The 23,796-nt window shown below is 74.7% G+C and carries 23 protein-coding genes; 15 read left to right on the top strand and 8 right to left on the bottom strand.

The features are described 5' to 3' along the window. Positions 1–5 precede the first annotated feature (5 nt). From AB0K37_RS13910 to AB0K37_RS13885, 6 genes are all read left to right on the top strand, one after another. On the top strand, positions 6–932 hold the full coding sequence (locus tag AB0K37_RS13910; RefSeq protein ID WP_363979719.1) for an ABC transporter permease: 927 nt from the start codon (positions 6–8) through the stop codon (positions 930–932). An 8-nt stretch (positions 933–940) separates the two neighbouring features. Beyond that, positions 941–1,903: an ABC transporter permease gene (locus AB0K37_RS13905; protein WP_363979716.1), complete on the top strand. Its 963-nt coding sequence runs from the start codon at positions 941–943 to the stop codon at positions 1,901–1,903. An 8-nt stretch (positions 1,904–1,911) separates the two neighbouring features. Further along, positions 1,912–2,946 (top strand): ABC transporter ATP-binding protein, encoded by a 1,035-nt coding sequence (locus AB0K37_RS13900; protein ID WP_363979713.1) that lies wholly within the window; start codon positions 1,912–1,914, stop codon positions 2,944–2,946. Then, positions 2,930–3,958 carry a dipeptide ABC transporter ATP-binding protein gene (locus tag AB0K37_RS13895; protein WP_363979710.1) on the top strand — a complete coding sequence of 343 codons (1,029 nt, stop codon included), beginning with the start codon at positions 2,930–2,932 and terminating at the stop codon, positions 3,956–3,958. The genes AB0K37_RS13900 and AB0K37_RS13895 overlap by 17 nt, the downstream gene beginning before the upstream one ends. Positions 3,959–4,001: 43 nt before the next feature. After that, positions 4,002–4,862, top strand: a complete 861-nt coding sequence (locus tag AB0K37_RS13890) for a fused MFS/spermidine synthase (RefSeq protein ID WP_363979707.1) — start codon at positions 4,002–4,004, stop codon at positions 4,860–4,862. Between the two features lie 207 nt (positions 4,863–5,069). Further along, entirely contained in the window at positions 5,070–7,037 is a 1,968-nt protein-coding gene (locus tag AB0K37_RS13885; protein ID WP_363979704.1) for an ATP-binding SpoIIE family protein phosphatase, read from the top strand. 7 nt (positions 7,038–7,044) lie between these two features. Here AB0K37_RS13885 and AB0K37_RS13880 read toward each other — a convergent pair whose 3' ends face one another. From AB0K37_RS13880 to AB0K37_RS13860, 5 genes are all read right to left on the bottom strand, one after another. Then, the gene (locus AB0K37_RS13880; RefSeq protein WP_363979701.1) at positions 7,045–8,184 is read right to left on the bottom strand and encodes a hypothetical protein; all 1,140 of its coding nucleotides are present in this window, start codon (positions 8,182–8,184) and stop codon (positions 7,045–7,047) included. Positions 8,185–8,212: 28 nt separating this feature from the next. Next, positions 8,213–9,052, bottom strand: a complete 840-nt coding sequence (locus tag AB0K37_RS13875; RefSeq protein ID WP_363979698.1) for a DUF4253 domain-containing protein — start codon at positions 9,050–9,052, stop codon at positions 8,213–8,215. 110 nt (positions 9,053–9,162) lie between these two features. Then, on the bottom strand, positions 9,163–9,333 hold the full coding sequence (locus tag AB0K37_RS13870) for a hypothetical protein (RefSeq protein ID WP_363979695.1): 171 nt from the start codon (positions 9,331–9,333) through the stop codon (positions 9,163–9,165). Between the two features lie 11 nt (positions 9,334–9,344). Further along, the gene (locus tag AB0K37_RS13865) at positions 9,345–11,786 is read right to left on the bottom strand and encodes an ABC transporter permease (protein WP_363979692.1); all 2,442 of its coding nucleotides are present in this window, start codon (positions 11,784–11,786) and stop codon (positions 9,345–9,347) included. Then, positions 11,783–12,514: an ABC transporter ATP-binding protein gene (locus AB0K37_RS13860; protein WP_363979689.1), complete on the bottom strand. Its 732-nt coding sequence runs from the start codon at positions 12,512–12,514 to the stop codon at positions 11,783–11,785. Before AB0K37_RS13860 ends, AB0K37_RS13865 begins: the two co-directional genes overlap by 4 nt. Before the next feature lie 173 nt (positions 12,515–12,687). Between AB0K37_RS13860 and AB0K37_RS13855 the strand changes: the two genes are divergently transcribed. From AB0K37_RS13855 to AB0K37_RS13845, 3 genes are read left to right on the top strand one after another with little or no spacing between them, the layout of a single operon-like run. Continuing rightward, complete coding sequence (locus tag AB0K37_RS13855; RefSeq protein WP_363979686.1) at positions 12,688–13,908, top strand: sensor domain-containing protein; 1,221 nt, start codon at positions 12,688–12,690, stop codon at positions 13,906–13,908. After that, positions 13,896–14,534, top strand: coding sequence for a response regulator transcription factor (locus tag AB0K37_RS13850; RefSeq protein ID WP_185024047.1), 639 nt, complete (start codon positions 13,896–13,898; stop codon positions 14,532–14,534). The genes AB0K37_RS13855 and AB0K37_RS13850 overlap by 13 nt, the downstream gene beginning before the upstream one ends. After that, a complete protein-coding gene (locus tag AB0K37_RS13845) occupies positions 14,531–14,974 on the top strand; it encodes an NUDIX hydrolase (RefSeq protein ID WP_363979682.1) in 444 nt (147 codons plus the stop codon). The genes AB0K37_RS13850 and AB0K37_RS13845 overlap by 4 nt, the downstream gene beginning before the upstream one ends. Here the strand turns inward: AB0K37_RS13845 and AB0K37_RS13840 are convergent. After that, complete coding sequence (locus AB0K37_RS13840) at positions 14,971–16,305, bottom strand: aminotransferase class I/II-fold pyridoxal phosphate-dependent enzyme (protein WP_363979679.1); 1,335 nt, start codon at positions 16,303–16,305, stop codon at positions 14,971–14,973. The genes AB0K37_RS13845 and AB0K37_RS13840 overlap by 4 nt on opposite strands. Positions 16,306–16,461: 156 nt before the next feature. Here AB0K37_RS13840 and AB0K37_RS13835 point away from each other — a divergent pair, with 156 nt between their 5' ends. From AB0K37_RS13835 to AB0K37_RS13810, 6 genes are all read left to right on the top strand, one after another. Then, positions 16,462–17,373: a hypothetical protein gene (locus tag AB0K37_RS13835; protein ID WP_363979676.1), complete on the top strand. Its 912-nt coding sequence runs from the start codon at positions 16,462–16,464 to the stop codon at positions 17,371–17,373. Then, complete coding sequence (locus tag AB0K37_RS13830) at positions 17,370–18,179, top strand: nitrilase-related carbon-nitrogen hydrolase (protein ID WP_363979673.1); 810 nt, start codon at positions 17,370–17,372, stop codon at positions 18,177–18,179. The genes AB0K37_RS13835 and AB0K37_RS13830 overlap by 4 nt, the downstream gene beginning before the upstream one ends. After that, positions 18,176–19,117, top strand: a complete 942-nt coding sequence (locus tag AB0K37_RS13825; RefSeq protein WP_363979670.1) for an ABC transporter substrate-binding protein — start codon at positions 18,176–18,178, stop codon at positions 19,115–19,117. Before AB0K37_RS13830 ends, AB0K37_RS13825 begins: the two co-directional genes overlap by 4 nt. A 13-nt stretch (positions 19,118–19,130) precedes the next feature. Next, positions 19,131–20,063, top strand: a complete 933-nt coding sequence (locus AB0K37_RS13820) for an amino acid ABC transporter permease (protein ID WP_363979792.1) — start codon at positions 19,131–19,133, stop codon at positions 20,061–20,063. A gap of 38 nt (positions 20,064–20,101) precedes the next feature. Further along, entirely contained in the window at positions 20,102–20,854 is a 753-nt protein-coding gene (locus AB0K37_RS13815) for an amino acid ABC transporter ATP-binding protein (protein ID WP_363979789.1), read from the top strand. Between the two features lie 135 nt (positions 20,855–20,989). Then, positions 20,990–21,859 carry an alpha/beta hydrolase gene (locus AB0K37_RS13810; protein WP_363979667.1) on the top strand — a complete coding sequence of 290 codons (870 nt, stop codon included), beginning with the start codon at positions 20,990–20,992 and terminating at the stop codon, positions 21,857–21,859. On the opposite strand, the gene AB0K37_RS13805 is transcribed toward AB0K37_RS13810, so the two are convergent. Both AB0K37_RS13805 and AB0K37_RS13800 read right to left on the bottom strand, forming a co-directional pair. Beyond that, entirely contained in the window at positions 21,860–22,789 is a 930-nt protein-coding gene (locus AB0K37_RS13805; protein ID WP_363979664.1) for a LysR substrate-binding domain-containing protein, read from the bottom strand. Between the two features lie 44 nt (positions 22,790–22,833). Next, positions 22,834–23,796: ABC transporter ATP-binding protein (locus tag AB0K37_RS13800; RefSeq protein WP_363979661.1), on the bottom strand; the 963-nt coding region annotated here is incomplete at its 5' end.

The raw sequence follows: 23,796 nt of genomic DNA, 5'->3' as shown, positions 1-23,796 counted from the left end.
CGGCGATGTGGCGCTACGTCCTCCGGCGGCTCCTGCAGGCGATCCCCGTCTTCATCGGCACCACGCTGCTCATCTACGCGATGGTGTTCGCGCTGCCGGGCGATCCGATCCAGGCGCTCGCCGGGGACAAGCCGGTCCCGGACAACGTCCTGGAGGTCCTCCGGGACCGCTACAACCTGAAGGACCCGCTGCTGGTGCAGTACGCGAAGTACATGTGGGGCCTCCTCCAGGGCGACCTCGGCGAGAACTACACCGGCCAGAGCGTGTCGGAGATGCTCAGCGGGCGCTGGGCGGTGACGGCGCAGCTCGCCGTCACCGCCTGGGTCTTCGAGCTGGTCGTCGGCGTCCTGCTCGGCATCTGGGCGGGGCTGCGCCGCGGCAGGTTCGCCGACACCCTCGTCCTCAGCGGGACCACGCTGGTGATCGCGGTGCCGGTGTTCGTGCTCGGCTACGTCGCGCAGCTCCTGTTCGGGCTGCACTGGCAGATCTTCCCCACGGCGGGGACGGACGACGGCTGGCCGATGTCCTACCTGCTGCCCGGGATGGTGCTCGGCTCCCTCGGCCTGTCGTACGTGGCGCGGCTGACCCGCACGAGCCTGGCGGAGAACCTGCGGGCCGACTACGTGCGGACGGCGAACGCCAAGGGGCTGTCGCGGGCGCGGGTGGTCGGCCGGCACGCCCTGCGCAACTCGCTGATCCCGGTGGTGACCTATCTCGGCGTCGACTTCGGGAACATGATGGCCGGCGCGGTCGTGACCGAGGGCATCTTCAACCTGCCGGGCATCGGCGGGCAGGTGTTCGAGTCGATCCAGCTGAAGGAGGGGCCCGTCGTGGTCGGCGCGGTCACCCTGCTGGTGCTGATCTTCCTGCTGGTCAACCTGGTCGTGGACCTGCTGTACGGGGTGCTCGACCCGCGGATCAGGTACGAGTGAGGGAGCGCATGACCATCAAGCAGCCGGACGCGGGGCCGCCGGGCGCGGAGCCGGAGGCGGCGCCCGGCGCCGGGGCCCCGGGGACGAGCGCCGCCGCGGTCGCCGTCGCCGGCGGGGCCATCGGCCGGGCCTCGCTGTGGGACGACGCGTGGCACGAGCTGCGGCGCCGCTGGCTCTTCTGGGGATCGGCGGCGGTCCTCGCGCTCGTGGCGGTCATGGCCGTGGCGCCGCGGCTGTTCACCGCCACGGGGGTCAACGAGGGCTGCGACGCCAACGACGCCAAGCTCGGGCCGTCCGGCGACCACTGGTTCGGCACCGACCTCGCGGGCTGCGACTACTACGCGCACGTCGTGCACGGGGCCCGCCCGACGCTGCTGATCGGCGTCGCCGTCACCGTCTTCGCGCTGCTGATCGCGCTGCTGTTCGGGCTGCTCGCCGGATACTACGGCGGCATCGTCGACGCGCTGATCGCCCGGCTGACCGACGTCTTCTTCGGGCTGCCGTTCGTGCTCGGCGCCACCGTGATCCTGGTCGCGTTCCCCTCGCACGGCGTGTGGGCGATGACGCTGGTGCTGGTCCTGCTCGGCTGGACGACGATGATCCGCATCATGCGGGGGCAGGTCATCTCCGTCCGCGACGCCGACTACGTGCAGGCGGCGCGGCTGCTCGGGGCGTCCGACCGCCGGATCATGATCCGGCACATCCTGCCGAACGCGATCGCCCCGGTGATCGTGGTGGCCACCCTCAACGTGGGCCACGTGATCGTCGGCGAGGCGACGCTGGACTTCCTCGGCGTCGGCCTGCAGTACCCCGAGGTCTCCTGGGGGCTCCAGCTCAACCAGGCGAAGGACTCCTTCGTCGACCACCCGCACCTGCTGATCTTCCCCGCGCTGTTCCTGTCGGCGACGGTGCTGAGCTTCCTGATGCTCGGCGACGCCGTCCGCGACGCCCTCGACCCCAAGCTGCGGTGAGCCGAGACATGACCACGGACCTGAAGGACGACCCGGCTCCCGCCCCGGAGCCGCCGGCGCCGCTCCTGAGCGTCGAGGACCTGCACGTCCGGTTCCGCGTGCGGGACCAGGACGTGCACGCGGTGAACGGGCTGTCGTACACCCTCGCCGAGGGGGAGACGCTCGCGATCCTCGGCGAGTCGGGATCGGGCAAGAGCGTCGCGGCGCAGGCCGTGATGGGCATCCTGGACGTCCCGCCCGCCCGCGTCGAGCGCGGCTCGGTCCGGCTGCGCGGCGAGGAGCTGCTCGGCCTGCCCGAGCGGCGGCGCCGCGCCTACCGCGGCGACCGCATCTCGATGATCTTCCAGGACGCGCTGACCGCGCTGAACCCGGTCTTCACGGTCGGCGACCAGCTCCGCGAGATGTTCCGGGTGCACCGGGGGCTCGGCCGCCGGGAGGCCACGGCGAAGGCCGTCGAGCTGATGGAGCGGGTGCGGATCCCCTCGGCCTCCAAGCGGCTCGGCGACTACCCGCACCAGTTCTCCGGCGGCATGCGGCAGCGCATCATGATCGCGATGGCGCTGGCGCTGGAGCCGGACGTGCTGATCGCCGACGAGCCGACCACCGCGCTCGACGTCACCGTGCAGGCGCAGATCATGCGGCTGCTGGCCGGGCTGCAGGACGAGCTGCGCATGGGCATGGTGCTGATCACCCACGACCTCGGCGTCGTCGCCGGCGTCGCCGACCGGATCGTCGTCATGTACGCGGGGTCGGTCGCCGAGCAGGCGCCCGCCCGGGAGCTGTACGCGCGGCCCGCCCACCCCTACACCAGGGGCCTGCTGGCCTCGGTGCCGCGGCTCGACCGGCGCGGCGGCCCGCTCGTCCCGATCAAGGGGGCGCCGCCGAACCCGGCCGCGCTCCCGCCGGGCTGCCCGTTCCAGCCGCGCTGCCCCCGCGCCGAGGCGCTCTGCGCGGCGGAGCGGCCGCCGCTCGTCACCGTCGCCCCCGGGCACGAGGCGGCCTGCCACTTCGCCGAGGAGGTGCACCGTGCCGGAGCCGAGTGAGGACCCGATCCTGCGGGTGGAGGGGCTCGTCAAGCACTACCCCGTGACCCGCGGCGTCGTGGTGAAGCGCGCGGTCGGCCAGATCAAGGCCGTGGACGGGGTGGACCTGGAGCTGTGGCGCGGCGAGACCCTCGGCGTCGTCGGCGAGTCCGGGTGCGGGAAGTCGACGCTGGCCAAACTGCTGCTCGCCGCCGAGCGCCCCACCGCGGGGACGGTCCGCTTCGACGGCCGCGACATCTTCGCGCTGCCGAAGGCGGAGCTGCGGGCGCTGCGCCGCCGCGTGCAGATGGTGATGCAGGACCCCTACTCCTCGCTGAACCCGCGGATGACGGTCGGCGACATCGTGGGGGAGCCGTTCGCCGTCCATCCGGAGGTCGCGCCGAAGGGCGAGCGGCGCGGGCGCGTGCAGGAGCTGCTGGAGCTCGTCGGGCTCGACCCCGGGCACGTCAACCGCTACCCGCACCAGTTCTCCGGCGGGCAGCGCCAGCGCGTCGGCATCGCCCGCGCCCTGGCGCTGCGGCCCGACGTCATCGTGTGCGACGAGCCGGTGTCGGCGCTGGACGTGTCCGTCCAGGCGCAGGTGATGAACCTGCTCGCCGAGCTGCAGCGCGAGCTCGGACTGGCGTACGTGTTCATCGCGCACGACCTGGCCGCCGTCCGCCACATCTCCGACCGGATCGCCGTGATGTACCTGGGCAAGGTCGTCGAGACCGGCGACGAGGCCCAGATCTACGAGCACCCGACCCACCCGTACACGCAGGCGCTGCTGTCGGCCGTCCCGGTGCCCGACCCGGACGCGCCCGGCTGGACGGAGCAGATCCGGCTGGAGGGGGAGCCGCCGTCGCCGCTGGACCCGCCGTCCGGCTGCCGGTTCCGCACCCGCTGCTGGAAGGCGCGCGACATCTGCGCGGAGCAGGTGCCCGCCCTGGAGGAGCGGGACGGCTCCGCCCACCCCAGCGCCTGCCACTTCGCGGCGGAGACCGCCCTGACGGACCTGACCGAGCAGACTTGAGGTGTCGCGGGCTTCTCGGGCCGCAATCCGTAGGGTGGGGGGCATGGCACGCAAGGGCAGGCACGGCCCCCGTCCGCGAACCTACGAGATCGCCGGCGGGGAGGCGGAGCTGCTGCGCGACGCCGACCGCGACGGCGGCTGGATGCTGCTCGTCGACGGCGTCCCCCAGTCGTACGTGGACCTGTCCGACCCCACCTACCTCGACTTCGAGTACATGCGCCTGATGGGCGACGTGGTCGACTCGCTCGGCCTCGCCGGGGAGGCGTTCGACGCGGTCCACATCGGCGGCGCCGGATGCACGCTGCCCCGCTACATCGCCGCGACCCGGCCGGGCTCGCGGCAGGTGGTGCTGGAACCGGACGCGGAGCTGGTGCAGGTCGTCCGGGAGCAGCTGCCGGTCAAGGGCGTCCCCGGCCTGCGGATCCGGATCACCGACGGGCGCTCGGGGATCGCGGCCCTGGCGGACGAGGCCGACGACCTGGTCGTGATGGACGCCTTCGCCGGGGCGTCGATGCCTCCGGACCTGGCGACCCGCGAGTTCGTCCTGGACGCCGCGCGCGTGCTGCGCCCCGGGGGCGTCTACCTGGCCAACGTCGCCGACGGCTTCCGGCTGCCGTTCGCCCGCCGGGTGACCGCGACGGTCCGGTCGGTGTTCCGGCACGCGCTGCTGATGGGCGACCCGGGCGTGCTGCGGGGCCGCCGCTTCGGGAACCTGATCGTGGCCGCGTCCCGGGAGCCGCTGCCCGTGGCCGAGCTGACGCGCCGCGCCGCGGGCGGCGCCGTGCGCGCCCGCCTGCTGGAGGGCGGCGACCTCGCGGCGTTCTGCGCCGGCGCCGCGCCGCTGCGCGACGGCGAGGAGATCGTCGCGCCCGTCCCGCCGCCGCAGGTCTTCGGGAAGGCCTGACCGCCGGACCTGTCCGCCGCGCGGACCCCGATCGAGGAATCAGGCCCGCCGCACCGCCCCGTAAGGAAGCGGGCCCGGCATCAGTTCCCGGCCGAGACCCGTGCGCATCGGTAAGGGGCGGATTCCCCGCGCGTATCGGCCTCATCGAGCCCCGCCATGTCCCATAATCGAGCGATGGAGTCGTCCACCCGAATTCTCATTCTCGGCATGGATTCGTCGGGGATAATTCTCCAGTTCGACCGCAACGCCGCTGCGGTTCTGTGCCCGAATGGGGACGCCCTCCTGGGCGCCCGGCTGGACGAGGTCATTCCCGGCGCGCGCAGGCCGCTGCTGGAGGCGCTGAGGGCCGGGCGGGAGCGCACGGCCATGCTCGCCGTGGAGTCCCCGGTCGGCGGCATGCTCGACGCCGTCGTCACCGTCCACCCGATGAGCGGCGGCGCGCCCGAGATCGCGGCGCTGGCCGTGGTGAAGGTGCCGGTGCCGCTCGCGGACCGGTTCGTCGACCCGGCCGTCATCCGCCGCGCCCTGCTGGACGACGCGCTCCCGCGGATCGGCTCCACGCTCGACCTCGAATTGCTGGCGCGCGGACTCATGGACGTGCTCGTCCCGCACTTCTGCAATTCCGGCGCCCTGATGCTGCTGGAGAGCCATATCGACGCCGACGAGGGGCCGCAGGACCCCGACGGCCCGCAGCTGCGCCGGATGGCGATCGGGTTCGACGACCAGGATCCGGCCTGGGACGCGACGTTCCCGACCGGGGAGTCCCTCGTCTATCCGGAGGGGACGCCGCACGCGCTGTGCCTGGCGTCCGGCGAGCCGGTGCTGCGCGTGCTCGGCGGGGAGGGCGCAGCGAGTCTCGCCTCCTCGTGGCGCCGCCCGCCGGTCGCCGAACTGCTCAAGGGCGCGTCGATGCTGCTTCTGCCGATCACCTCGGCGGCGGGCGTCCTCGGCTTCTTCGTCTGCACGCGCAACGTCGCGCACCGGCCCTTCGACGCCTACGACGTCGAGATCGGGATGGAGTTCGCCAGCCGGGCGGCCATCTTCGTCGAGAGCGCCCGGCAGTACTCGCGGGAGCGGGCGACCGCGCTGACCCTGCAGCGCAGCCTCCTGCCGACCGGGCTGTCAGCGCCGTCGCCGGTGGAGGTGCACCACCGGTACCTGCCGGGCAGCCGGCTCATCGAGGTCGGCGGCGACTGGTACGAGTCGATCGCGCTGCCGGGCGCGCGGGTCGCGCTGGTCGTGGGGGACGTGGCCGGGCACGGCGTGAAGGCCGCCGTCACCATGGGGCGGCTCCGCACCGCGATCCACACCCTCGCCGGGCTGGAGCTGCCGCCCGCCGAGGCGCTGGAGCGGCTCGACTCCCTGATGCGTACGCTCGGCGAGCGCGAACCCCACTTCGCCACCTGCGCGTACGTCGTCTACGACGCGGTCAGCGGCCGGTGCGAGGTGGCCAGCGCCGGGCATCTGCCGCCGCTGCTGGTCCCGCCCGGCACGGCGTCGGAGTACCTGCCGGTCCCACCCGCGCCGCCGCTCGGCGTGGGCGGCGAGGGGCCCATCGTCAGCCGCGAGTTCACCGTCGAGGACGGGACGCTGCTGTTCCTGTACACCGACGGCCTGGTGGAGAACCGGGCCCGCGACATCGACGACGGCCTGGCCAGGCTGCGCACCACGTTCGGCCCCGGCGCCGCCGCCCGCCCTCTGGAGGACCTGTGCCAGGCGGCCCTCGACGGTGTCTACGACGACCAGCACCGCGACGACATCGCGATGCTGGTGGCGCGGCTGGCGCGGATCCCGGCCGACCGGCACGCCTCGTGGGAGCTGCCCGCGGAGCCGGCCGCCGTGCGCCGGGCGCGCGGCCTCATCCGCGACCGGCTCACCCGCTGGGGCCTGGAGGACATGGCCTACACCACCACCCTGCTGGCCTCGGAGCTGGTCACCAACGCGATCCGGCACGCGGGCGGCCGCCTCGGGCTGCGGCTGGTGCGGGAGGGCGGGCTGGTCTGCGAGGTGTTCGACTCCTCCGACGGGCGTCCCCGCATCCGCCACCACGACGAGGACGACGAGGCGAGCGAGTCGGGCCGGGGCCTGCACGTGGTGGGGCGGCTGGCGCAGCGCTGGGGCGTGCGCCGCACCAGGGACGGCAAGGTGGTGTGGTGCGAGCAGCCGCTTCCCTGAAGGGCGGCTAGCGCAGCACCGAGATGTGGACGTGGTCGTAGTGGTTCTGGGTGATGCTCCCCCGGTCCTCCATCGGCCGCCATCCGCCGCCGCGCACGTTCCAGATGTGCTGCCTCCAGATGACGTAGGAGATGCCGAGCCGCCGCGCGTTCGCGACGGCGTACCGGGCGACCTGGTCGCCGTGCCGCTGGGCGCCGGCGCTCGGCGGCCGGCCGCCGGTGCTCTCCATGAAGTCGCAGGCGCGGCCGTCGCCGTGGTCCTGCGGATCGCCGGTGGAGCGGTGGCAGCCGATCACGGGGAAGGGGCCGAACATCCCGGCGATCTCCAGCAGGACGGTCCGCATCGTGGGCGTCATCGCGTTGCCGGTGATGGGGGAGCGGTCGCCGGACGCCCCGTCCGGCCGCCCGGTCACCCGCGGGGGGCTCTTGCGCCGCGTGCGGCCGGTGCTCTTCGGCGCCGCCAGCGTCGCCACCTTCGTGCCGCGCGGGAGCACCTTCCTCAGGTGTTTCACCAGCGCCGCGGTGTCGGCCTTCGGGGCGCTGATGACGAGGCCGTTCCCCTCCGGGAGTCCCAGCGCGCGGGCCTGGGCGCGGGACACCACGGCGTCGACGTCGCCGATGCCCATCGAGGCGTAGGCGCCGACGCGGACCCGCGCCGGGTCGGCGCTGCGGCCCGCCGGGACCACCGCGCCGAGCGGCAGCGCCCCGTCGCCGCTCTGCTCGAACGACACCGCCAGGCCGCCGGACGCGACGGTCTGCCACAGCTGGTCGGATCCGGCGGTGGGCTCGGGCGCGAACGCGCGGAAGACCGACGGGTCGACGCCGAGCAGGCCCAAGCGGCGGTCGCCGACCCTGGCCTGCGCGGCGTCCACGACCGTGACTCCGGCGACGCCCTTGAGCCGCTTCGCCCGCTCGACGGCCTGGCGCGGCAGCGTGGACGTCCCGGCGACCAGCAGGTGCGGCGTGTAGCGGCGGGTCAGCGGCGCGACGGCCGGCGTCCGCGGCGCTTCGGCGACCGACACCAGGTTCCCGGGCCGGCGGGGCTCGCCGCCCGTCCGGTCCCGCGCGAGCACGGTGACGTCGGCCGCGAGGGTGAGCGCGATCCCGGCCGCGATGATCGCGGAGAGCGCCCTGCCACTGCGTCGCATCCGTTCCCGCCCCCGTCTCCGTCGCCGGTCAGTCCCACCAGAACGACCAGTTGGTCTTGCCGCGGATCTCCTCGGCGTACCCGGCGAGGGTGCCGGGCCCCTGGAACAGGATGTCGGGGCAGAACGCCCAGTGCTCGGCGGCGACGTGCACGGCGTGCCGGGTGCTCACGGGCGGCGCGGCCACGCTGAGCTCCAGGGTGTTGAAGCCGAGCGCGACGACGCGGGCGCCGAAGCGTTCCTCCCAGCTTCGCAGGACGGCGGAGAGCGGCGCCGTCCACTCGTTGTGGTTCAGCGCGCCCTGCCAGCCGACGGCGGCGAGCGCGTCGGCGCCGCGGTCCACCGCGACCAGGCCGAGCGACATGCCGCGTGAGGCCAGGGCGCGGGCGTGCCGGTCGGCCAGGGCGTCCGGGTCGTCGAGCGGCACGCCGGCGGGCGCGGGGCCGGGGCACTGCCGCCCGTAGGGGGCGAGGTCGTCGTGGTCGTCGTCGGCGGCCTGCTCGGCCCAGTCCGCCCACACCTCGTACATGAACGCGTGGGGGTGGTAGTTGCCGACCTCGGCGACAGGCTCGGGGGCGATCTGGCCGGCCGCCCACGGCTGGTCGGACTCGTCCATGAGCAGCGGCCACAGGCCCGAGCGGGCGTGCTCGGCGCGGAACCGGGCCCACAGGTCGCCCCCGGCGGGCTCGTCGCTCAGCCAGAACGCGGGCCGCAGGAGGAGCTGCCGTTGCGGGTACCCGGGATCGGGCCAGACCAGATCCCCCTCGGGCAGCGGAACCGACAGCGTCCGGCCGGGCGCGCCGTCCCCGGCGCCGCCGTCGAACAGCTGCGGCAGGTCGCCCGGCAGGTGCCGGACCTCCACATCATCCATTTCACGCCGTTCCGGTACAGAGCATGCCAGTGGCGATCGTAACGGCGGTGGGGGCCGCCCGGGAGACGAGCCGTGCGGTTCGGCCGCCCGGCCGGGCGGCCCGGCCGGGCTCAGGGCTCGCGGCGGCCGCGGAGCAGCAGGTCGATCAGCACGGCCGCGGCGGCGAGGCCGGTGACGGCGCTCACGGAGATCTGGATCCAGCCGTCCCCGAGGACCGCGTTCGACAGGACGTTCACCCCGATGAGGATGCAGATCAGGGTCCAGCGGGTGGAGGTGCTCATGGCGGTGCCTTTCAGGAGAGGGAGGGAGGGGTGCGCCGGCGCAGCACGGCGCGCGCCGGGAGGAGGATCGCGGCGGCGCCGGATCCGGCCACGCCGAGGAGGATCGCCGCGCACGCCGGCGGCGGGACCGAGGGAAGGGGGAGGCCGGTCACGCGGGCCGCGAACGCCGTCAGGGTCACCGCCGCGATGAGGGCGCCCACCGCGATGCCGGTGCCGAGCACGATCGCGGCCTCGAAGCGGAGCATCCGGAGGACCTGGCGGCGGGTGGCGCCCACGAGCCGCAGCAGCGCGAACTCGCGGCGGCGCGCCGCCGTCGCCAGCGCCAGCGTCGTGACGAGGCCGATGAGGATGAACCCCGTGATCGCGGCGACCACCAGCAGGCTGACGAAGCCCTGGAGCCTGATCTCCTGCGAGAGGCCCGCCTGGAAGGCCTCCGGGCTGAGCACCCGTGCCCCGGCGTAGGCGGCGGTGGCCGCGCTCAGGTCCGCCCGTCCGCGGACGAGGACGCGGTCGTCGAGCGGCGAGGCGGAGTGCGCGGCCACGACGCCGTGGGGGAGCAGCACGTCGCCGAAGCCGAGGCCGCGGTCGTAGACCGCCACGACGCGCGCCCGGATCCGCGTCCCGTCCGCGAGCCACAGCGGCGCCGTCGAGCCGACGCGCAGGCCGCCGGCGACGTCCCGGCTGAGCGCGACGGTCTCGCCTCGCAGATCGTCCAGGCGGCCGGACGACACCCCCGGGTCCAGCGTGGCGGCCGCGTCCGCGCCGACGCCGCTGCCGTTGAGCGAGCGCAGGTTCTTCTCGCCCAGCTCCTTGACCGCCATGACGACGGTGGTGTCCTTGACCGGCGTCGCGGCCGTCACGCCCGGGACGCGGCGCACCGACTCGGCGGCGCCGGGCGGGAGCCCGGGGCCGGCCGCCACGACGATACGGTCGGCGCGGTTCCCGTCCTCCGCCTGGGTCCGCGCCGCATGGGCGACGGTGGACTGCGCGAAGAGCTGGACGCCCGCGAACGCGACCGCCAGCGCGACCGGAGTGATCAGCGACCCGGCGCGCAGGGCGGCGGCGCCGGCCGTCTGCTGGGCCATCCGCCCGGCCACCGGCGAGGCGGCCCGGGCGGCGCGGCCCAGCACCCGGTTCCCGGCCCGCGCCACCAGCGGCCCGAGGAAGGCCGTGGCGATGATCAGAGAGATGACCAGGCCGCCGATCGAGGCGTTCGCTGCGGCGCCCGTGGCGCCCGCCGAGAACCCGAGCGCGTTCAGGCCGGCGACGAGGAAGGCGGCGCCGGTGACGACGCGCCAGCGGGGCAGGCGCGGGTTCTCGGCGGCGGCCTCGCCCAGGGCCTCCACGGGCCGGATCCGCGACATCCGCAGGGAGGCGAGGAACGCGGTCGCGGTGGCGGCGAGCAGTGTGATCGCGACCGCCGCGAGGACGGGCAGCGGGCCGAGCGCCAGCCCGAAGCCGTCCGGCAGGACGCCCTCGCGGACCATCGCCGCGTGCAGTGCGGCGCCCGCCGCGAGGGACAGCGCGCCGCCGGTCAGCGCGGCCGGTACCCCCACCCGCAGCATCTCGCGCAGGAGCCGTCCCCGCACCTGGCCCGGCGTCGCCCCGACCGCCCGCAGCAGCGCGAACTCGCGTGCCCGCTCCCGCACCGACAGCACGATCAGGCCGCCGACGACCACGAGTGCGGTCATCACGCCGACGCCGCCGAGCGAGGCGGACAGCTCCGCGATGTCGGGGCGCGCGGAGGCGACGGCCGGGTCCTCGGCGTCGCCGCGCGCCGCGCCGAAGGAGACGGCGAGCCCGGGAGCGGCTCCGCGCAGCGCGTCCTCGCCGGGGTCGCCGAGCACCGCGAGGGCGTCGGCGAGGCCCGGGCGCCCGTCGAGGGCCGCGGCCGTCGACGCGGTGAAGAACGCCGCCGCGGGGCCCTCGGCGACGAGCCCGGACACCCGGTAGGGGCGGGGCGGCCCGTCGACCTGGATCCGGACCACCGCGCCCGGCGCCAGGCCCGGGGACCGGCTCAGCACGACCTCGTCCGGCGCCCGCGGAGCGCGGCCCGCGCTCAGCCGGTAGGGCCGCAGCGCGGCCGACTCCCAGCCGTGTCCGGTCACCGGCCGCCCCGAGGAGAGCACGGCGGGAAAGGACACGTCCGCGACCACGTCCCGCACGCCCGGAACGGCGCGCAGTCGTGCCGCGGCCGCGACCGGGACGGGGGCGGGCTCGGTCAGCGGCCGGCTCTGCTTTTCCGGCTCGTCCGCGAACCTCCCCATCCGGTCCGTGACGCTCCGCGGGCCGGTCACGACCGCGGCGGCGGCGCCGAACCGCTCGACCGGCGCGTGCGCCCGCAGCGCCGACTCCAGCAGCACCCCGCACGCCCCCACGAGCGTCGCCGCGAACGCCAGGGCGACGAAGACGCCGGCGAACGCCCCCCAGCCCTTCACGGCTCCGCGCTTCACAGCGTCTCCCAGCGGGACAGGACGGCGGACGCGGTCGGGGACGCCAGCTCGTCGACGATGCGGCCGCGGCTGAGGAACAGCACCGAGTCGGCCCACGCGGCGGCCGCCGGGTCGTGGGTGACCAGGACGACCGTCTGGCCGGTCAGGTCGACGGCCTCGCGCAGCATCCGCAGGACGTCGCGGGCCGTGCGCGGGTCGAGGGCGCCGGTCGGCTCGTCGGCGAAGACGACCTCGGGGCGGGTGATCAGGGCGCGGGCGAGGGCGGCGCGCTGCTGCTGCCCACCGGACAGCTCGGCGGGGCGGTGCCCCAGCCGGTCCGCGAGGCCCACCCGCCGGACGATCTCCTCCAGCAGGGCCGGGTCGGGCTCCGTGCCGCCCAGCCGCAGCGGGAGCGTGATGTTCTGCTCGACGTCCATGGCCGGGACCAGGTTGAACGCCTGGAACACGAACCCGATCCGCTCCCGGCGCAGCCGCGTCCGCTTCGCCTCGCTGAGCCCGCCGATGTCCACGCCGCCGATCCGGACCGTGCCGCCGCTCGGGCGGGCGAGCCCGGACGCGCAGTGCAGGAACGTGCTCTTGCCCGACCCGGACGGCCCCATCACCGCGGTGAACCCGCCGCGGCGGAACGTCCAGGTGACGCCGTCCAGGGCCCGAACGTCCCCGTAGGTCTTGGTGACCGTGTCCAGGCCCACCGCCTCCGCGGTCGCCTCGGCCGTCATCGTGGTCATGGTCCCTCTCCGTAGAATGCCGCCTCTCACCTGGTCGAACCTAGGTTCCGCGGGGGTCCGGGCACATGGGCGCGCACTCCCGAAACGGTGGTGTAGCGGGCTACACCACCAGCCTGGGGGCACGCCCGGGTGCGAGGGTCGCCGCCGTCGCTTACGGTGTGCTGCGAGGAGACATGAGCCGAGCCCTGAGACGAAGCGCGGAGGCGACCGGCGAGCTGGTCGGTGCCCTGCGCACCGGCCTGCCCGCGATGGCCGGGCTCGTCCTGCTCGTGGCGGCGCTGGCCCTGTCGTTCCTCCTGCTGCCGTGGCTCCCGTCGGCCGTCAAGCCCCTGCGGGCGCTCGCGAACGCCGAACGGCGACGGGCCGGACGCGTCCTCGGCCGCGAGATCCCCGAGCCGTACCGGCCGCCCTCCGGCGCGGGGCTCGGCGAGGCGGGGCGCCTGCTGCGATCGCCCTCCACGTGGCGGGACGCGGCCTGGATGGCGGCGCACGGGCTCACCGCTCTGGTGGCCGCCGCGGTCGCGGTCGCGGTATGGCCGGCGATCCCGTTCACGCTCTCGCTGCCGCTGTGGTGGTGGGCGGCGCCCGAAGGCTCCCAGGCGGCGTTCATCACCCTGGACAGCTGGCCCAAGGCGCTGACGATGCCGTTCCTGCAGGGGGCCTTCGACCTGGGCGTCCTGCTGTGGCTGGTGCCGCGGATCCGGCGGTGGCAGGCCAGGCTCGCCGAGGTGCTGCTGTCGCCCACCCGGCGCACCAGCCTCGCCGAGCGGGTCGAGGAGCTGGCCGAGACCCGCGCCGAGGCCCTGGAGGCCCACGGCGCCGAGCTGCGCCGCATCGAACGCGACCTGCATGACGGGACGCAGGCCCAGCTCGTCGCCGCCGCCCTGCGGCTCGGCCTCGCCGACCGCCGCTTCGACGCCGACCCCGACGCGTCCCGGACGCTGTTCCTGGAGGCCAGGGAGGGCGTCGAGGAGGCGCTCGCGCAGCTGCGGACGGTGATCCGCGGCATCTACCCGCCGATCCTGTCCGACCGGGGCCTGGCCGGGGCGCTGCGGGCCCTCGCCGCCGGGCAGCCGATCCCCGTCGAGCTGGACGTCGAGGACGGCAGGGCGCCCGCCGCCGTCGAGGCCGCCGCCTACTTCGTCGTGGCGGAGGCCCTGACCAACATCGCCAGGCACAGCGGCGCCCGGCACGGATGGGTCGCACTCCGGCGCGAATCCGCCCGCCTCACGATCACCGTGCGGGATGATGGCAAGGGCGGGGCCGACCCGGACCGGGGCAGCGGGCTGGCGGGCATCCGCCGCCGGGTGGCGGCGCTCGACGGGACGACCCGCCTCGACAGCCCCGACGGGGAAGGGACGACGCTTCAGGTGGAGCTGCCGTGCGGATCGTGATCGCGGAGGACAGCGTCCTGCTCCGCGAGGGCCTGGCCATGCTGCTGGACGCGGGCGGCCACGAGGTGGTCGCCGCCGCGGGCAGCGGCCCCGACGTGCTGCCCGCCCTGCTGGAGCACCGCCCGGACGCCGCCGTCCTCGACGTGCGGCTGCCGCCGGGGTTCCGCGACGAGGGGCTGCGCGCGGCGATCGAGGCGCGCAGGCGGCTGCCGGGCCTGCCGGTGCTGGTGCTGTCGCAGTACGTCGAGCAGACCTACGCCGCCGAGCTGCTCGCCGGGGGCGCCGGGGGCGTCGGCTACCTGCTGAAGGACCGGGTCGGCCGCGTCGACGAGTTCCTCGACGCCCTCGACCGCGTCGCCGCCGGCGGCACCGCCCTGGATCCCGAGGTCGTGTCCCAGCTGATGACGTCCCGGCACGACCCCCTCCAGGAGCTCACACCGCGCGAGCGCGAGGTCCTCGGGCTGATGGCGCAGGGTCTCGACAACGCCACGATCGCCGCGACCCTCGTCATCACCGAGCGGTCGGTGAGCAAGCACATCGGCGCCGTGTTCGCCAAGCTCGGCCTGCCGCCCACCGACAGCGGGCACCGCCGCGTGCTCGCCGTCCTGGCCTACCTGAACTCGTGAGGGTCCGGCGGGCCGCCCGCGCCCTCCTGCTGGACGGCGACGCGCTCGTCCTGCTGCGCCGCACCGTGCCCGGCCGCCCCGTCTACTGGACGACCCCGGGCGGCAGGATCGAGCCGGCCGACGCCTCGCCCGAGGCCGCCCTGCGCCGCGAGCTGGACGAGGAACTCGGCGCGACCGCCGGACCCGTCCGGCAGGTCTTCGCGTGCGCGGAGCAGGGCCCCGAGCTGCAACGCCTCACCGCCTTCTACGTCTGCCGCCTGGTGACGATGGACCTCTCGCGCCGGCACGGCCCCGAGTTCGACGACCCCTCGAAGGGGCGCTACGACGTCGACCTCTTCCCGTGCGCGCCCGCCGGGCTCGGGCGCCTGAACCTCGTCCCCGAGGTGCTCACCGCCTACCTGCGCGACCACGCCGGCGACCTCCCCGGGCTCGTTCCCTAGCGGGGCCGGGCGGCCAGCGCGATCAGGTCGGCCAGCTCCGGGAGCGGGAAGGGCGCGTCGTGAAGGCGGCTCGTGGCGATCCGCAGGTGCGGGCCGGACGGGACGATCTGGTAGCGGCTGCCGGGCGCGGCGGCGACGCCGTGCGCGGCCAGCGTGACCAGGGCGCCGGACTCGTCGGCGACCGGGACCCACAGCATCAGGCCGTCGCGGTTGCCCGTCGGCACGCCCCGCTCGGCGAGCGCCGCGGCCAGCCCGTCGCGGCGCTCGGCGTAGGCGAGGCGGGCCCGTGCCACGATCTCGCCGGTCGCGGGGTCGGTCAGCAGGTGCGCCAGGGCGTCCTGCAGGACGCGGCTCGTCCAGCCGGTGCCGAAGCTGCGCAGGACCCGGACCCGCTCCACCGGCTCGGCCGCGCCGCCGATCACGGCGATGCGCAGGTCGGGGCCGTGCGACTTGGAGTAGGAGCGCACGAGGACGGTGCGGTCCGGCAGATGGGTCCCGACGCTGACGGCCGGTGAGGCGGACGCCTCGCCGGTGCCGTCGTCCTCGATCACGAGCGTGCCGGCCGGGGCGAGGAGCGCGGCGAGCGCGGCGGCCCGCGCGGGGGTGAGCGCGTGCCCGCGGGGCGTGTGGGCGCGCGGCTGGTACACGAAGGCGGCCGGGCCCGTCGCCAGGGCCTCGGCGAGCGAGTCCGGCTCCGGGCCCTCGGCGTCGCAGGAGACCGGGACGATCTCCGCGCCCTGCGCCTCCAGGATGTCCAGCAGCCGGGCGCCGGTCGGGTCCTCCACGGCGATGCGGTCGCCGGGGACGGCGACGGTCTGGCAGACGAGCTGGACGCCCTCGTAGCCGCCGCCCGCGGTGAGCATCCCGGCGGCGGGGAAAGGCCAGCCCGGCTCGACGGCGGCGCGCAGCGCGGGCGTGATCGTCTCGCGGGTGTAGTCGTTGAGGTGCGGGGTCCGCGCCCCCGCCGCCAGCGCCGCGTCCAGGGGCGGCAGCAGCGCCGGGTCGGGTGCGGCGACGGCGAGGTCGACCGCGAGCCGGGTGCCGAACTCCCCGATCCGCTCGTACCGGGCCGGATGCGGGACGTTCGGCGGGCCGATCACCACGGTGCCGCGCCGCCGCTGGGCGCTGACGACGCGGTGCCGGCGCAGCGTCGCCCAGGCGTCGGCGACGGTGCCGGGGCTCACCCCGAGCTCCGCCGCGAGGCCCCGGACGGTCGGCAGCCGGGTGCCCGCCGGGATCTCCCCGCCGCGGATCAGGCTCGTCATCGCGGCCGCGATGCCCCGGGCCGTGCGGTCGCCGATGCGCTCGGCCAGCCACGCCGCGTCGATCACGGTACCTCCGGACAAGTTATGTGCAGTAACAAAACGCCCATTGTACTGGCTACAAACAGACCCTAAAGTCGGGTCCCATCGCTCCCAGAAGGGCGGCGAACCCCCTTCTACATGCGGAAACGGAGTGCTGTGCCGATTCCACGGATTCGCCTGGCCGTGCGGGACTGGGACCACGTCGTCCCGCTGCTGACCGGCCGGGCCCGCGCGCGCGGGGCGGCCCTGGAGGTCGAGACACGCGACGCCACCCCCGACGTCCTCGCCGAGCCGGACCTTGACGGCGGCGAGACGTCCTTCAGCCGCTACGCCCTCGCGCGCGCGGACGGCGACGACCGGCTCGTGGGCCTGCCGGTGTTCCTGATGCGCGGGTTCCGGCACCGCTGCGTGCTCGTCCGCTGGAGCGGGGGCCCGTCCTCGCCGCGGGACCTGGCGGGCGCCACGATCGGGCTCACCGGCTGGCCCGACTCCGGCAACACCTGGACGCGGGCGCTGCTGCGGGCCGAGGGCGTCGACCTGTCCGGCGTCCAGTGGCGCGTCGGGTCCCTCGCGGCCGGCGAGACCGGCAAGGACCGCGTCGGCCCCCGGCCGCTGCCCGGCAACGTGCGGGTCACGCGCACGCCCCTCGTCGAGGGGCTCGCCGACGGGAGCCTCGACGCGGTCTTCACGCCGTTCATGCCGCCGGAGATGTTCACCGCCCGCGGCCGATTCCGCCACCTCTACGGGGACTACCGCGCCGCCGAGACCGCCTACTACGCCCGGACCGGGTTCGTCCCCGGCATCCACCTCCTCGCCCTCAAGCGCGAGGTCGTGGACGCCCACCCCTGGCTCCCCGAGGCCGTCCAGGACGCCTTCGAGGCGTCCAAGCGCCTCTGGCTGGAGCGCCGCCGCCTGCTCGCCGACACCACGCCCTGGCTGCTGGACGAGCTGGAGGCGCAGGCGCGGATCTTCGGGTCCGACTGGATGCCCTACGGGGCCGAGGCCAACGCCGCCATGACCGCCGCGTTCTGCGCGGAACTGTACGAGCAGGGCATCGCGCCCCGCCCGATCAAGGCCGAGGAGCTCTTCGGATGAGGATCGCCGTGGGCCAGTTCGCCTCCACCGAGGACTGGCAGACCAACCTCAAGACCTGCGTGACGCTGATGGACGAGGCCGCCGAGGGCGGCGCCGGACTGCTGGTGCTGCCCGAGGACTCCCTCGCCCTGTTCATCGACGAGCCCGACCGGATCGCCGGCGCGGCGCAGCCGCTGGACGGCCCCTTCGTCACCGGCCTGCGCGCCCGCAGCGAGGGCTCGCGGACCGCGGTCGTCGCGGGCGTGCACGAGCCGGCCGGGGACGGAAAGGTCCACAACACCCTCGTCGCGGTCCGCGACGGCGAGCTCCTCGCCGCCTACCGCAAGGTCCACCTCTACGACGCGTTCGGCGCACGGGAGTCCGACCGGGTGGCGCCCGGCGACGGCGAGCCCGTGGTCGTCGACTGCGACGGCTGGCGGATCGGTCTGATGACCTGCTACGACGTAAGATTCCCGGAGATGGCCAGGCTGCTGGTCGACGCGGGCGCCGAGGTGCTCGCGGTGCCGGCCGCCTGGGTGCGCGGCCCCGCGAAGGAGCGGCACTGGGAGGTCATGGTGACCGCCCGCGCGCTGGAGAACACCTGCTACGTCGCGGCGTCGGGCGAGTGCGGCCGCCGCAACATCGGATCGAGCATGGTCGTCGACCCGCTCGGCACCGTCCGCGACCGGCTGGGGGACCGGCCCGGCCTGCTGTGGGCCATCGCCGACCGGGAGGAACTGGCCGAGGCCCGCCGGGCGCTGCCCGTGCTCGCCGACCGCAGGTTCCGCGTCGACCCGTCCATCCGCCCGCTGAAGGAGACCGCATGAGACGCGCCATCGCCGCACTGTCGGCGGCGGCCCTGCTCGCGGGGACCGCCGCGTGCGGGGCGAACCCGCCCGAGGCCGAGGGGATCCTGAACGGCGGGTCCGGGCAGGGCGTCGGCGCCGCCGACCTCCGCCAGACCCTCGACCACGGGCTCCACGACCGGCTGCCCGCCAAGAACAAGGCGTCCGGCAAGCTGGTCTCGGTCAACAACGGCTCGTTCCCGCCCTACGAGATCGCGGGCTCGGACGGGCGGTCGCTGAGCGGCGCCTCCGCCGACCTGTCCACCGCGCTCAGCCAGCTGCTCGGCGTCAGGATCGAGCACGTCACCGTGGACGGCCTGCCCAGCCTGCTCACCGGCATCAAGGCCGACCGCTACGACTTCGCGATGGGCCCGGTCGGCGACTTCCCCGAGCGCGAGGCCGCCAACGACTTCGTCGACTGGGTCCGCGAGTTCGTCGTCTTCGCCGTCCCCAAGGGCAACCCCAAGCACATCGGCTCCATCGCCGACACGTGCGGGACGAAGATCTCGGTGATGGCGGGCGGCTCCGCCGAGGACGTCGTCAAGACCCAGTCGGCCGCGTGCGTCCAGCAGGGCAAGCCCGCGGTGCAGGTGCAGTCCTACAAGGACCAGCCGACCGCGATCCTCGCCGTCCGGTCCAACCGGGCGGACGGGTTCTTCTCCTCGCAGGCGCCGCTCAGCTACTTCGTGAAGCAGTCGGGCGACGACCTGGAGCTCGCCGGGACGGGCGAGGCCAACGGGTTCGGCGACCTCTACCAGGGCTCGGTCGTCGCCAAGGACTCGCCGCTGCGGGACGTCCTGCTCGAAGGGTTCCGGAAACTGATCGAGAACGGCACGTACAAGAAGGTCATGACCAAGTGGGGCCTGACCGGCAACATGCTCGACAAGCCGGGCGTGAACCTGGCGCCCAGGAAGGGGTGAGGCGGCGGTGACCATGACCAAGGAGCATCCCCGCGGCACCGTCGGCGACGTCGACGTGGCGGGCGCGGCGCACGTGCGCCACCCGCTGCGGTGGGTCGCCTCGCTCGTCGTGCTCGTGCTGGCGGCCCAGTTCGCCCACCTGCTGTGGACCAACGACAACTTCCAGTGGGACGTCGTCGGCCGCTACATGAACGCCTCCATCATCGGGGACGGGATCGCCATCACGCTCGAGCTGACCGTCGTCGCGATGGCGGTCGGCATCGCGGGCGGCGTCATGCTCGCGGTCGGGCGGCTGTCGGACAACCCGCTGCTGCGCACCGCCTGCGGCCTGTACGTGTGGTTCTTCCGCGGAGTGCCCGTGCTGGTGCAGCTCGTGCTCTGGTACAACCTGTCGGCGCTGCTGCCGCGGCTGTCGGTCGGCGTCCCGTTCGGGCCGGAGTTCCTGCACGGCGACACCAACCACCTCATCACCCCGCTGGTCGCCGCCATCCTCGGCCTCGGCCTGAATGAGGCCGCCTACATGGCGGAGATCATCCGCGGCGGGCTGCTCGCCGTGGACCCCGGCCAGACCGAGGCCGCGCAGGCGCTCGGCATGGGCGGCGCCCGCACCTTCCGGCGGATCGTGCTGCCGCAGGCGATGCGGTTCATCGTGCCGCCGACCGGCAGCCAGGTGATCAACATGCTCAAGGCGACCTCGCTGGTCAGTGTGATCGCCCTCGCCGACCTGCTCTACACCGTCCAGTCCATCTACAACCGGACGTTCCAGACCATCCCGCTGCTGCTCGTCGCCTGCCTCTGGTACCTGGTGATCACCTCGATCCTGTACGTCGGGCAGTCGTTCATCGAGCACCACTACTCGCGCGGCGCCACCCGCCAGGCCCGGCAGGGCTTCTGGGACTTCGTCCTGATGCGGCGCCGCCGTCCCGTCCCGGAGGTGTCGCCGTGACCATGCTGGAGAAGGACGCTCCTGCGGCCGGCGTCCCGATGGTGCGGGCGCGGGGCGTCCGCAAGAGGTTCGGCCATCTGGAGGTGCTGAAGGGCGTCGACCTGGACGTGAGCGCCGGGGAGGTCGTCGTGGTGCTCGGGCCGTCCGGGTCGGGCAAGTCGACGTTCCTGCGGTGCGTGAACCATCTGGAGACCATCGACGGCGGCTCCGTCCACGTGGACGGCGAGCTGATCGGGTTCAGCGCGTCCGGCGGGAAGGTCCGGCATCTGCGCAAGCGCGAGATCACGCGGCAGCGCCGCGAGATCGGCATGGTGTTCCAGCAGTTCAACCTGTTCCCGCACCTCACCGTCCTGCAGAACGTCATCGAGGCGCCGACCGGCGTGCGCGGCGAGTCCCGCGCCGAGGCCCGCGCGCGGGCCGGCGAGCTGCTGGCCAAGGTCGGCCTCGCCGACAAGGCGGGCGGCTACCCCCGCCACCTGTCCGGCGGGCAGCAGCAGCGCGTCGCCATCGCCCGCGCGCTGGCGATGCGGCCGAAGCTGATGCTGTTCGACGAGCCGACCTCCGCGCTGGACCCCGAGCTGGTGGGGGACGTGCTGGACACCATGAAGACCCTCGCCGAGGAGGGCCTCACGATGATCGTGGTCACGCACGAGATCGGCTTCGCGCGCGAGGTCGCCGACCGCGTCGTCTTCATGGACGCCGGCGTGGTCGTGGAGTCCGGCACCCCCGCCGAAATCCTGGACGCCCCGAGGAACGAGCGCACGAAGGCCTTCCTCGGCAAGGTGCTCTGACCGCCCGCCATGCCCGGCAGGCGTCGCGGGGGCCACCGGCCGGGTATGGCGAAGGCGTGATACCGCGAGGCCGGGAAGGGTATTTGATCGTCTCCCGGGCGGGCGGGAGGCTTGACCTGGAGCGGAGGTGCGTTCGTGGATGATCTGGGCGACTGGCCGGGCAGTCAGCTGAGCGACGAGGAACTGGACGTCGCCTACAACGTGCGCAGGAAGGCCGGTCCCGAGCTGTTCGACCGGCACATGGCCCGGTACCGGGCCATGTCGGAGGCGGCGGTCGAGGGGCTGCCCGGGCACCCGGGGATCGTCTACGACGAGGCGAGCGGGGAGCGGCTCGACGTGTGGGGCACCGGCGAGGGGCTGCGGCCGGTGTTCGTCTTCCTGCACGGCGGCTACTGGATGGCCCTGTCGCGGGACGTGTCGTCGTTCATGGCGAGGATGCTGCACGAGCAGGGCGTCGCGACCGTGGTGCCCGACTACACGCTGGCGCCGAAGGCGACGCTGGAGGAGATCGTCCGGCAGGTGCGGGCGGCCGTGGCCTGGGTGCACCGGCACGGGCGCGAGCACGGTCTCGACCCCGACCGCATCGTGGTGGGCGGCAGCTCTGCGGGCGGGCACCTGACCGGGATGACGATGGTCGGCGGCTGGCAGGAGCCGCTCGGGCTGCCCGCCGACGTCGTCAAGGCGGCGATGCCGTTCAGCGGGCTGTTCGACATCCGCCCGATCACCCGCGTCTACGTCAACGAGGCCGTGCGGCTGGACCTGCCGCGGGCCGCGGCGCTGAGCCCGGCGCTGCTGCCGGCGCCGTACCGCTGTCCGGCCGTGCTCGCCGTCGCGCAGGACGACGGGGAGGGCTTCCTCGCGCAGTCCCGGATGTTCCATCCGCACTGGGACGCCGGGGACCTGATGGTCGTGCCGGGCCGCGACCACTTCGACGTGGTCCTCGACCTGGCGGATCCGGACTCCGCGGTGGGCCGGGCGCTCGTCGACCTGGTCCGCGCGGTGTGATCAGCCGGCGGTGATCTCGGCGGCGGCGCGGCGGAGGTGGTCCAGCATCAGCCGGGCGGACGGGGTCGGGGCGCGGTGCGCGGGCAGCGTGACGCCCACCTGGCGGCGGACGGTCTCCAGCGGCACCGGCAGCGGCGCGATGTCGGCGTCGGTCCGCGCGACCAGCTCGGGCAGGGCGGCGATCATGTCGGTGTCGCGGACGAGGGTGCGGACGGTCAGCACCGACGTGCACTCGACCAGGTTGCCGGGCGGGTCCAGGCCCTCGGCGCGGAAGACCTGCTCCAGTTCCGACCGCAGCGCCGTCTGCTCCAGGGGCAGCACCCAGGGGTAGGCGAGCAGGTCGGCCAGGCCGAGTCCCGCGACGGAGCGCGCGGGATGGCTCCGGCGGGCGACGAGGCGGACGGGCTCGCCGTAGAGGGTGATCTGGCGCAGGCCGCGCAGGTCCCCGATCGGGTTGAGGCGGCCGAGGATCAGGTCGATCTCGCCGTCGAGCAGGCGGGGGACCTGCGCGTCGAAGGTGGCCTCCTGGACGATCACGGTGACGCCGGGGCGGTCCCGCTTCAGCGCGGCGATCGCGCGGGGGAGCAGGACGCTGGAGCCCGCGAGCAGGGTGCCGATCGTGACCGTGCCGACCTCGCCGTCGGCCAGGCCGCTGATGCGCTCGCCGGCGCGGCGGAGCTCGGCCAGGACGGCGCGGGCGTGCTCGACGAACGCGTCGCCGAACATCGTCGGGGTCATGCCGCGCGGGCCGCGGGTGAACAGCTCGACGCCGAGGATGCCCTCCACCTCGCGCAGGCTGCGCGTCACGGCGGGCTGCGCGAGCCGCAGATGCTCGGCGGCGCGCAGGACGCTGCCCTGGTCGGCGACGGCGACGACGAGCACCAGGTGCCGCAGCTTGAGCCGTCCGTTGAGCAGATCGATCGCGCGCATGCCGACTTGTTATCACAATTCTGTCATATCCGGTGGCTTCGGGGTCACCGCCCGGGTATGGCGGCGGGGTCGAGGTACCCCTCGGCCTGGAGGGCGAAGAGCTCCGCGTAGCGCCCGCCGGCCGCCATCAGCGAGGCGTGGGTGCCGTGCTCGGCGATCCGGCCGCCGGCGAGCACGTAGATGTGGTCGGCCGTCCGGACGGTCGAGAAGCGGTGCGAGATGAGCAGCACGGTGCGTCCGGCGAGCAGGCCCCTGAGGCGCTCGAAGAGGTCGTGCTCGGCGCGGGCGTCGAGGGTGGCGGTCGGCTCGTCCAGGATGACGAACGGCGCGTCGCGGAAGAACGCCCGGGCGAGCGCCACCCGCTGCCACTGGCCGCCGGACAGGTCGACGCCTCCGGCGAACTGCGGTCCGAGCAGCGTCCCGTAGCCGTCCGGCAGCCCGCGCAGGAACCGGTCCGCCCCGGCGGCGAGCGCGGCCCGCTCGACGGCCCGCCGGTCGCCGGCGCGCTCGGGCCTGCCGAGGGCGATGTTGTCGGACGCCGGCAGCAGGTAGCGCTCGAAGTCCTGGAACAGCACGGCGACGGAGGCGCGCAGCCCCTCCGGGTCGGCGCCCGCGACGTCGACCCCGTCGTACAGGATCCGCCCCGACTCCGGCCGGTACAGGTGCGACAGCAGCTTCGCCAGGGTCGTCTTGCCGGAGCCGTTCTCGCCCACCAGCGCGACGACCTGGCCCGCCCTGATCGTGAGGTCGACGCCGTCCAGCGCGGGGCGGGACGCCGCGGGGTAGCCGAACCCGAGGTTCTCGGCCGTCAGCACCTGGAACGGCGGCGGCGCGGGCTCGGCGGGCGCGCGCTCCGGCGGCCTGAGGAACGACCTGAGGTCGCGGACGAACGGCGCCGCCTCGAAGAGCTGGTCGGTGCCCGCCGCGGCCGCGCGGAGGCGGGAGGCCAGCAGCAGGACGGCCGTGGCGCCGGCGCCCGCGTCGGCCGCCGGCATGGCGCCGGTCGC

It is taken from the genome of Actinomadura sp. NPDC049753 (genome assembly GCF_040674655.1).
Classification (GTDB): domain Bacteria; phylum Actinomycetota; class Actinomycetes; order Streptosporangiales; family Streptosporangiaceae; genus Spirillospora; species Spirillospora verrucosospora.
Note: the sequence above shows the minus strand (reverse complement) of the source record. Positions and strands in the feature narration are given on the sequence as shown.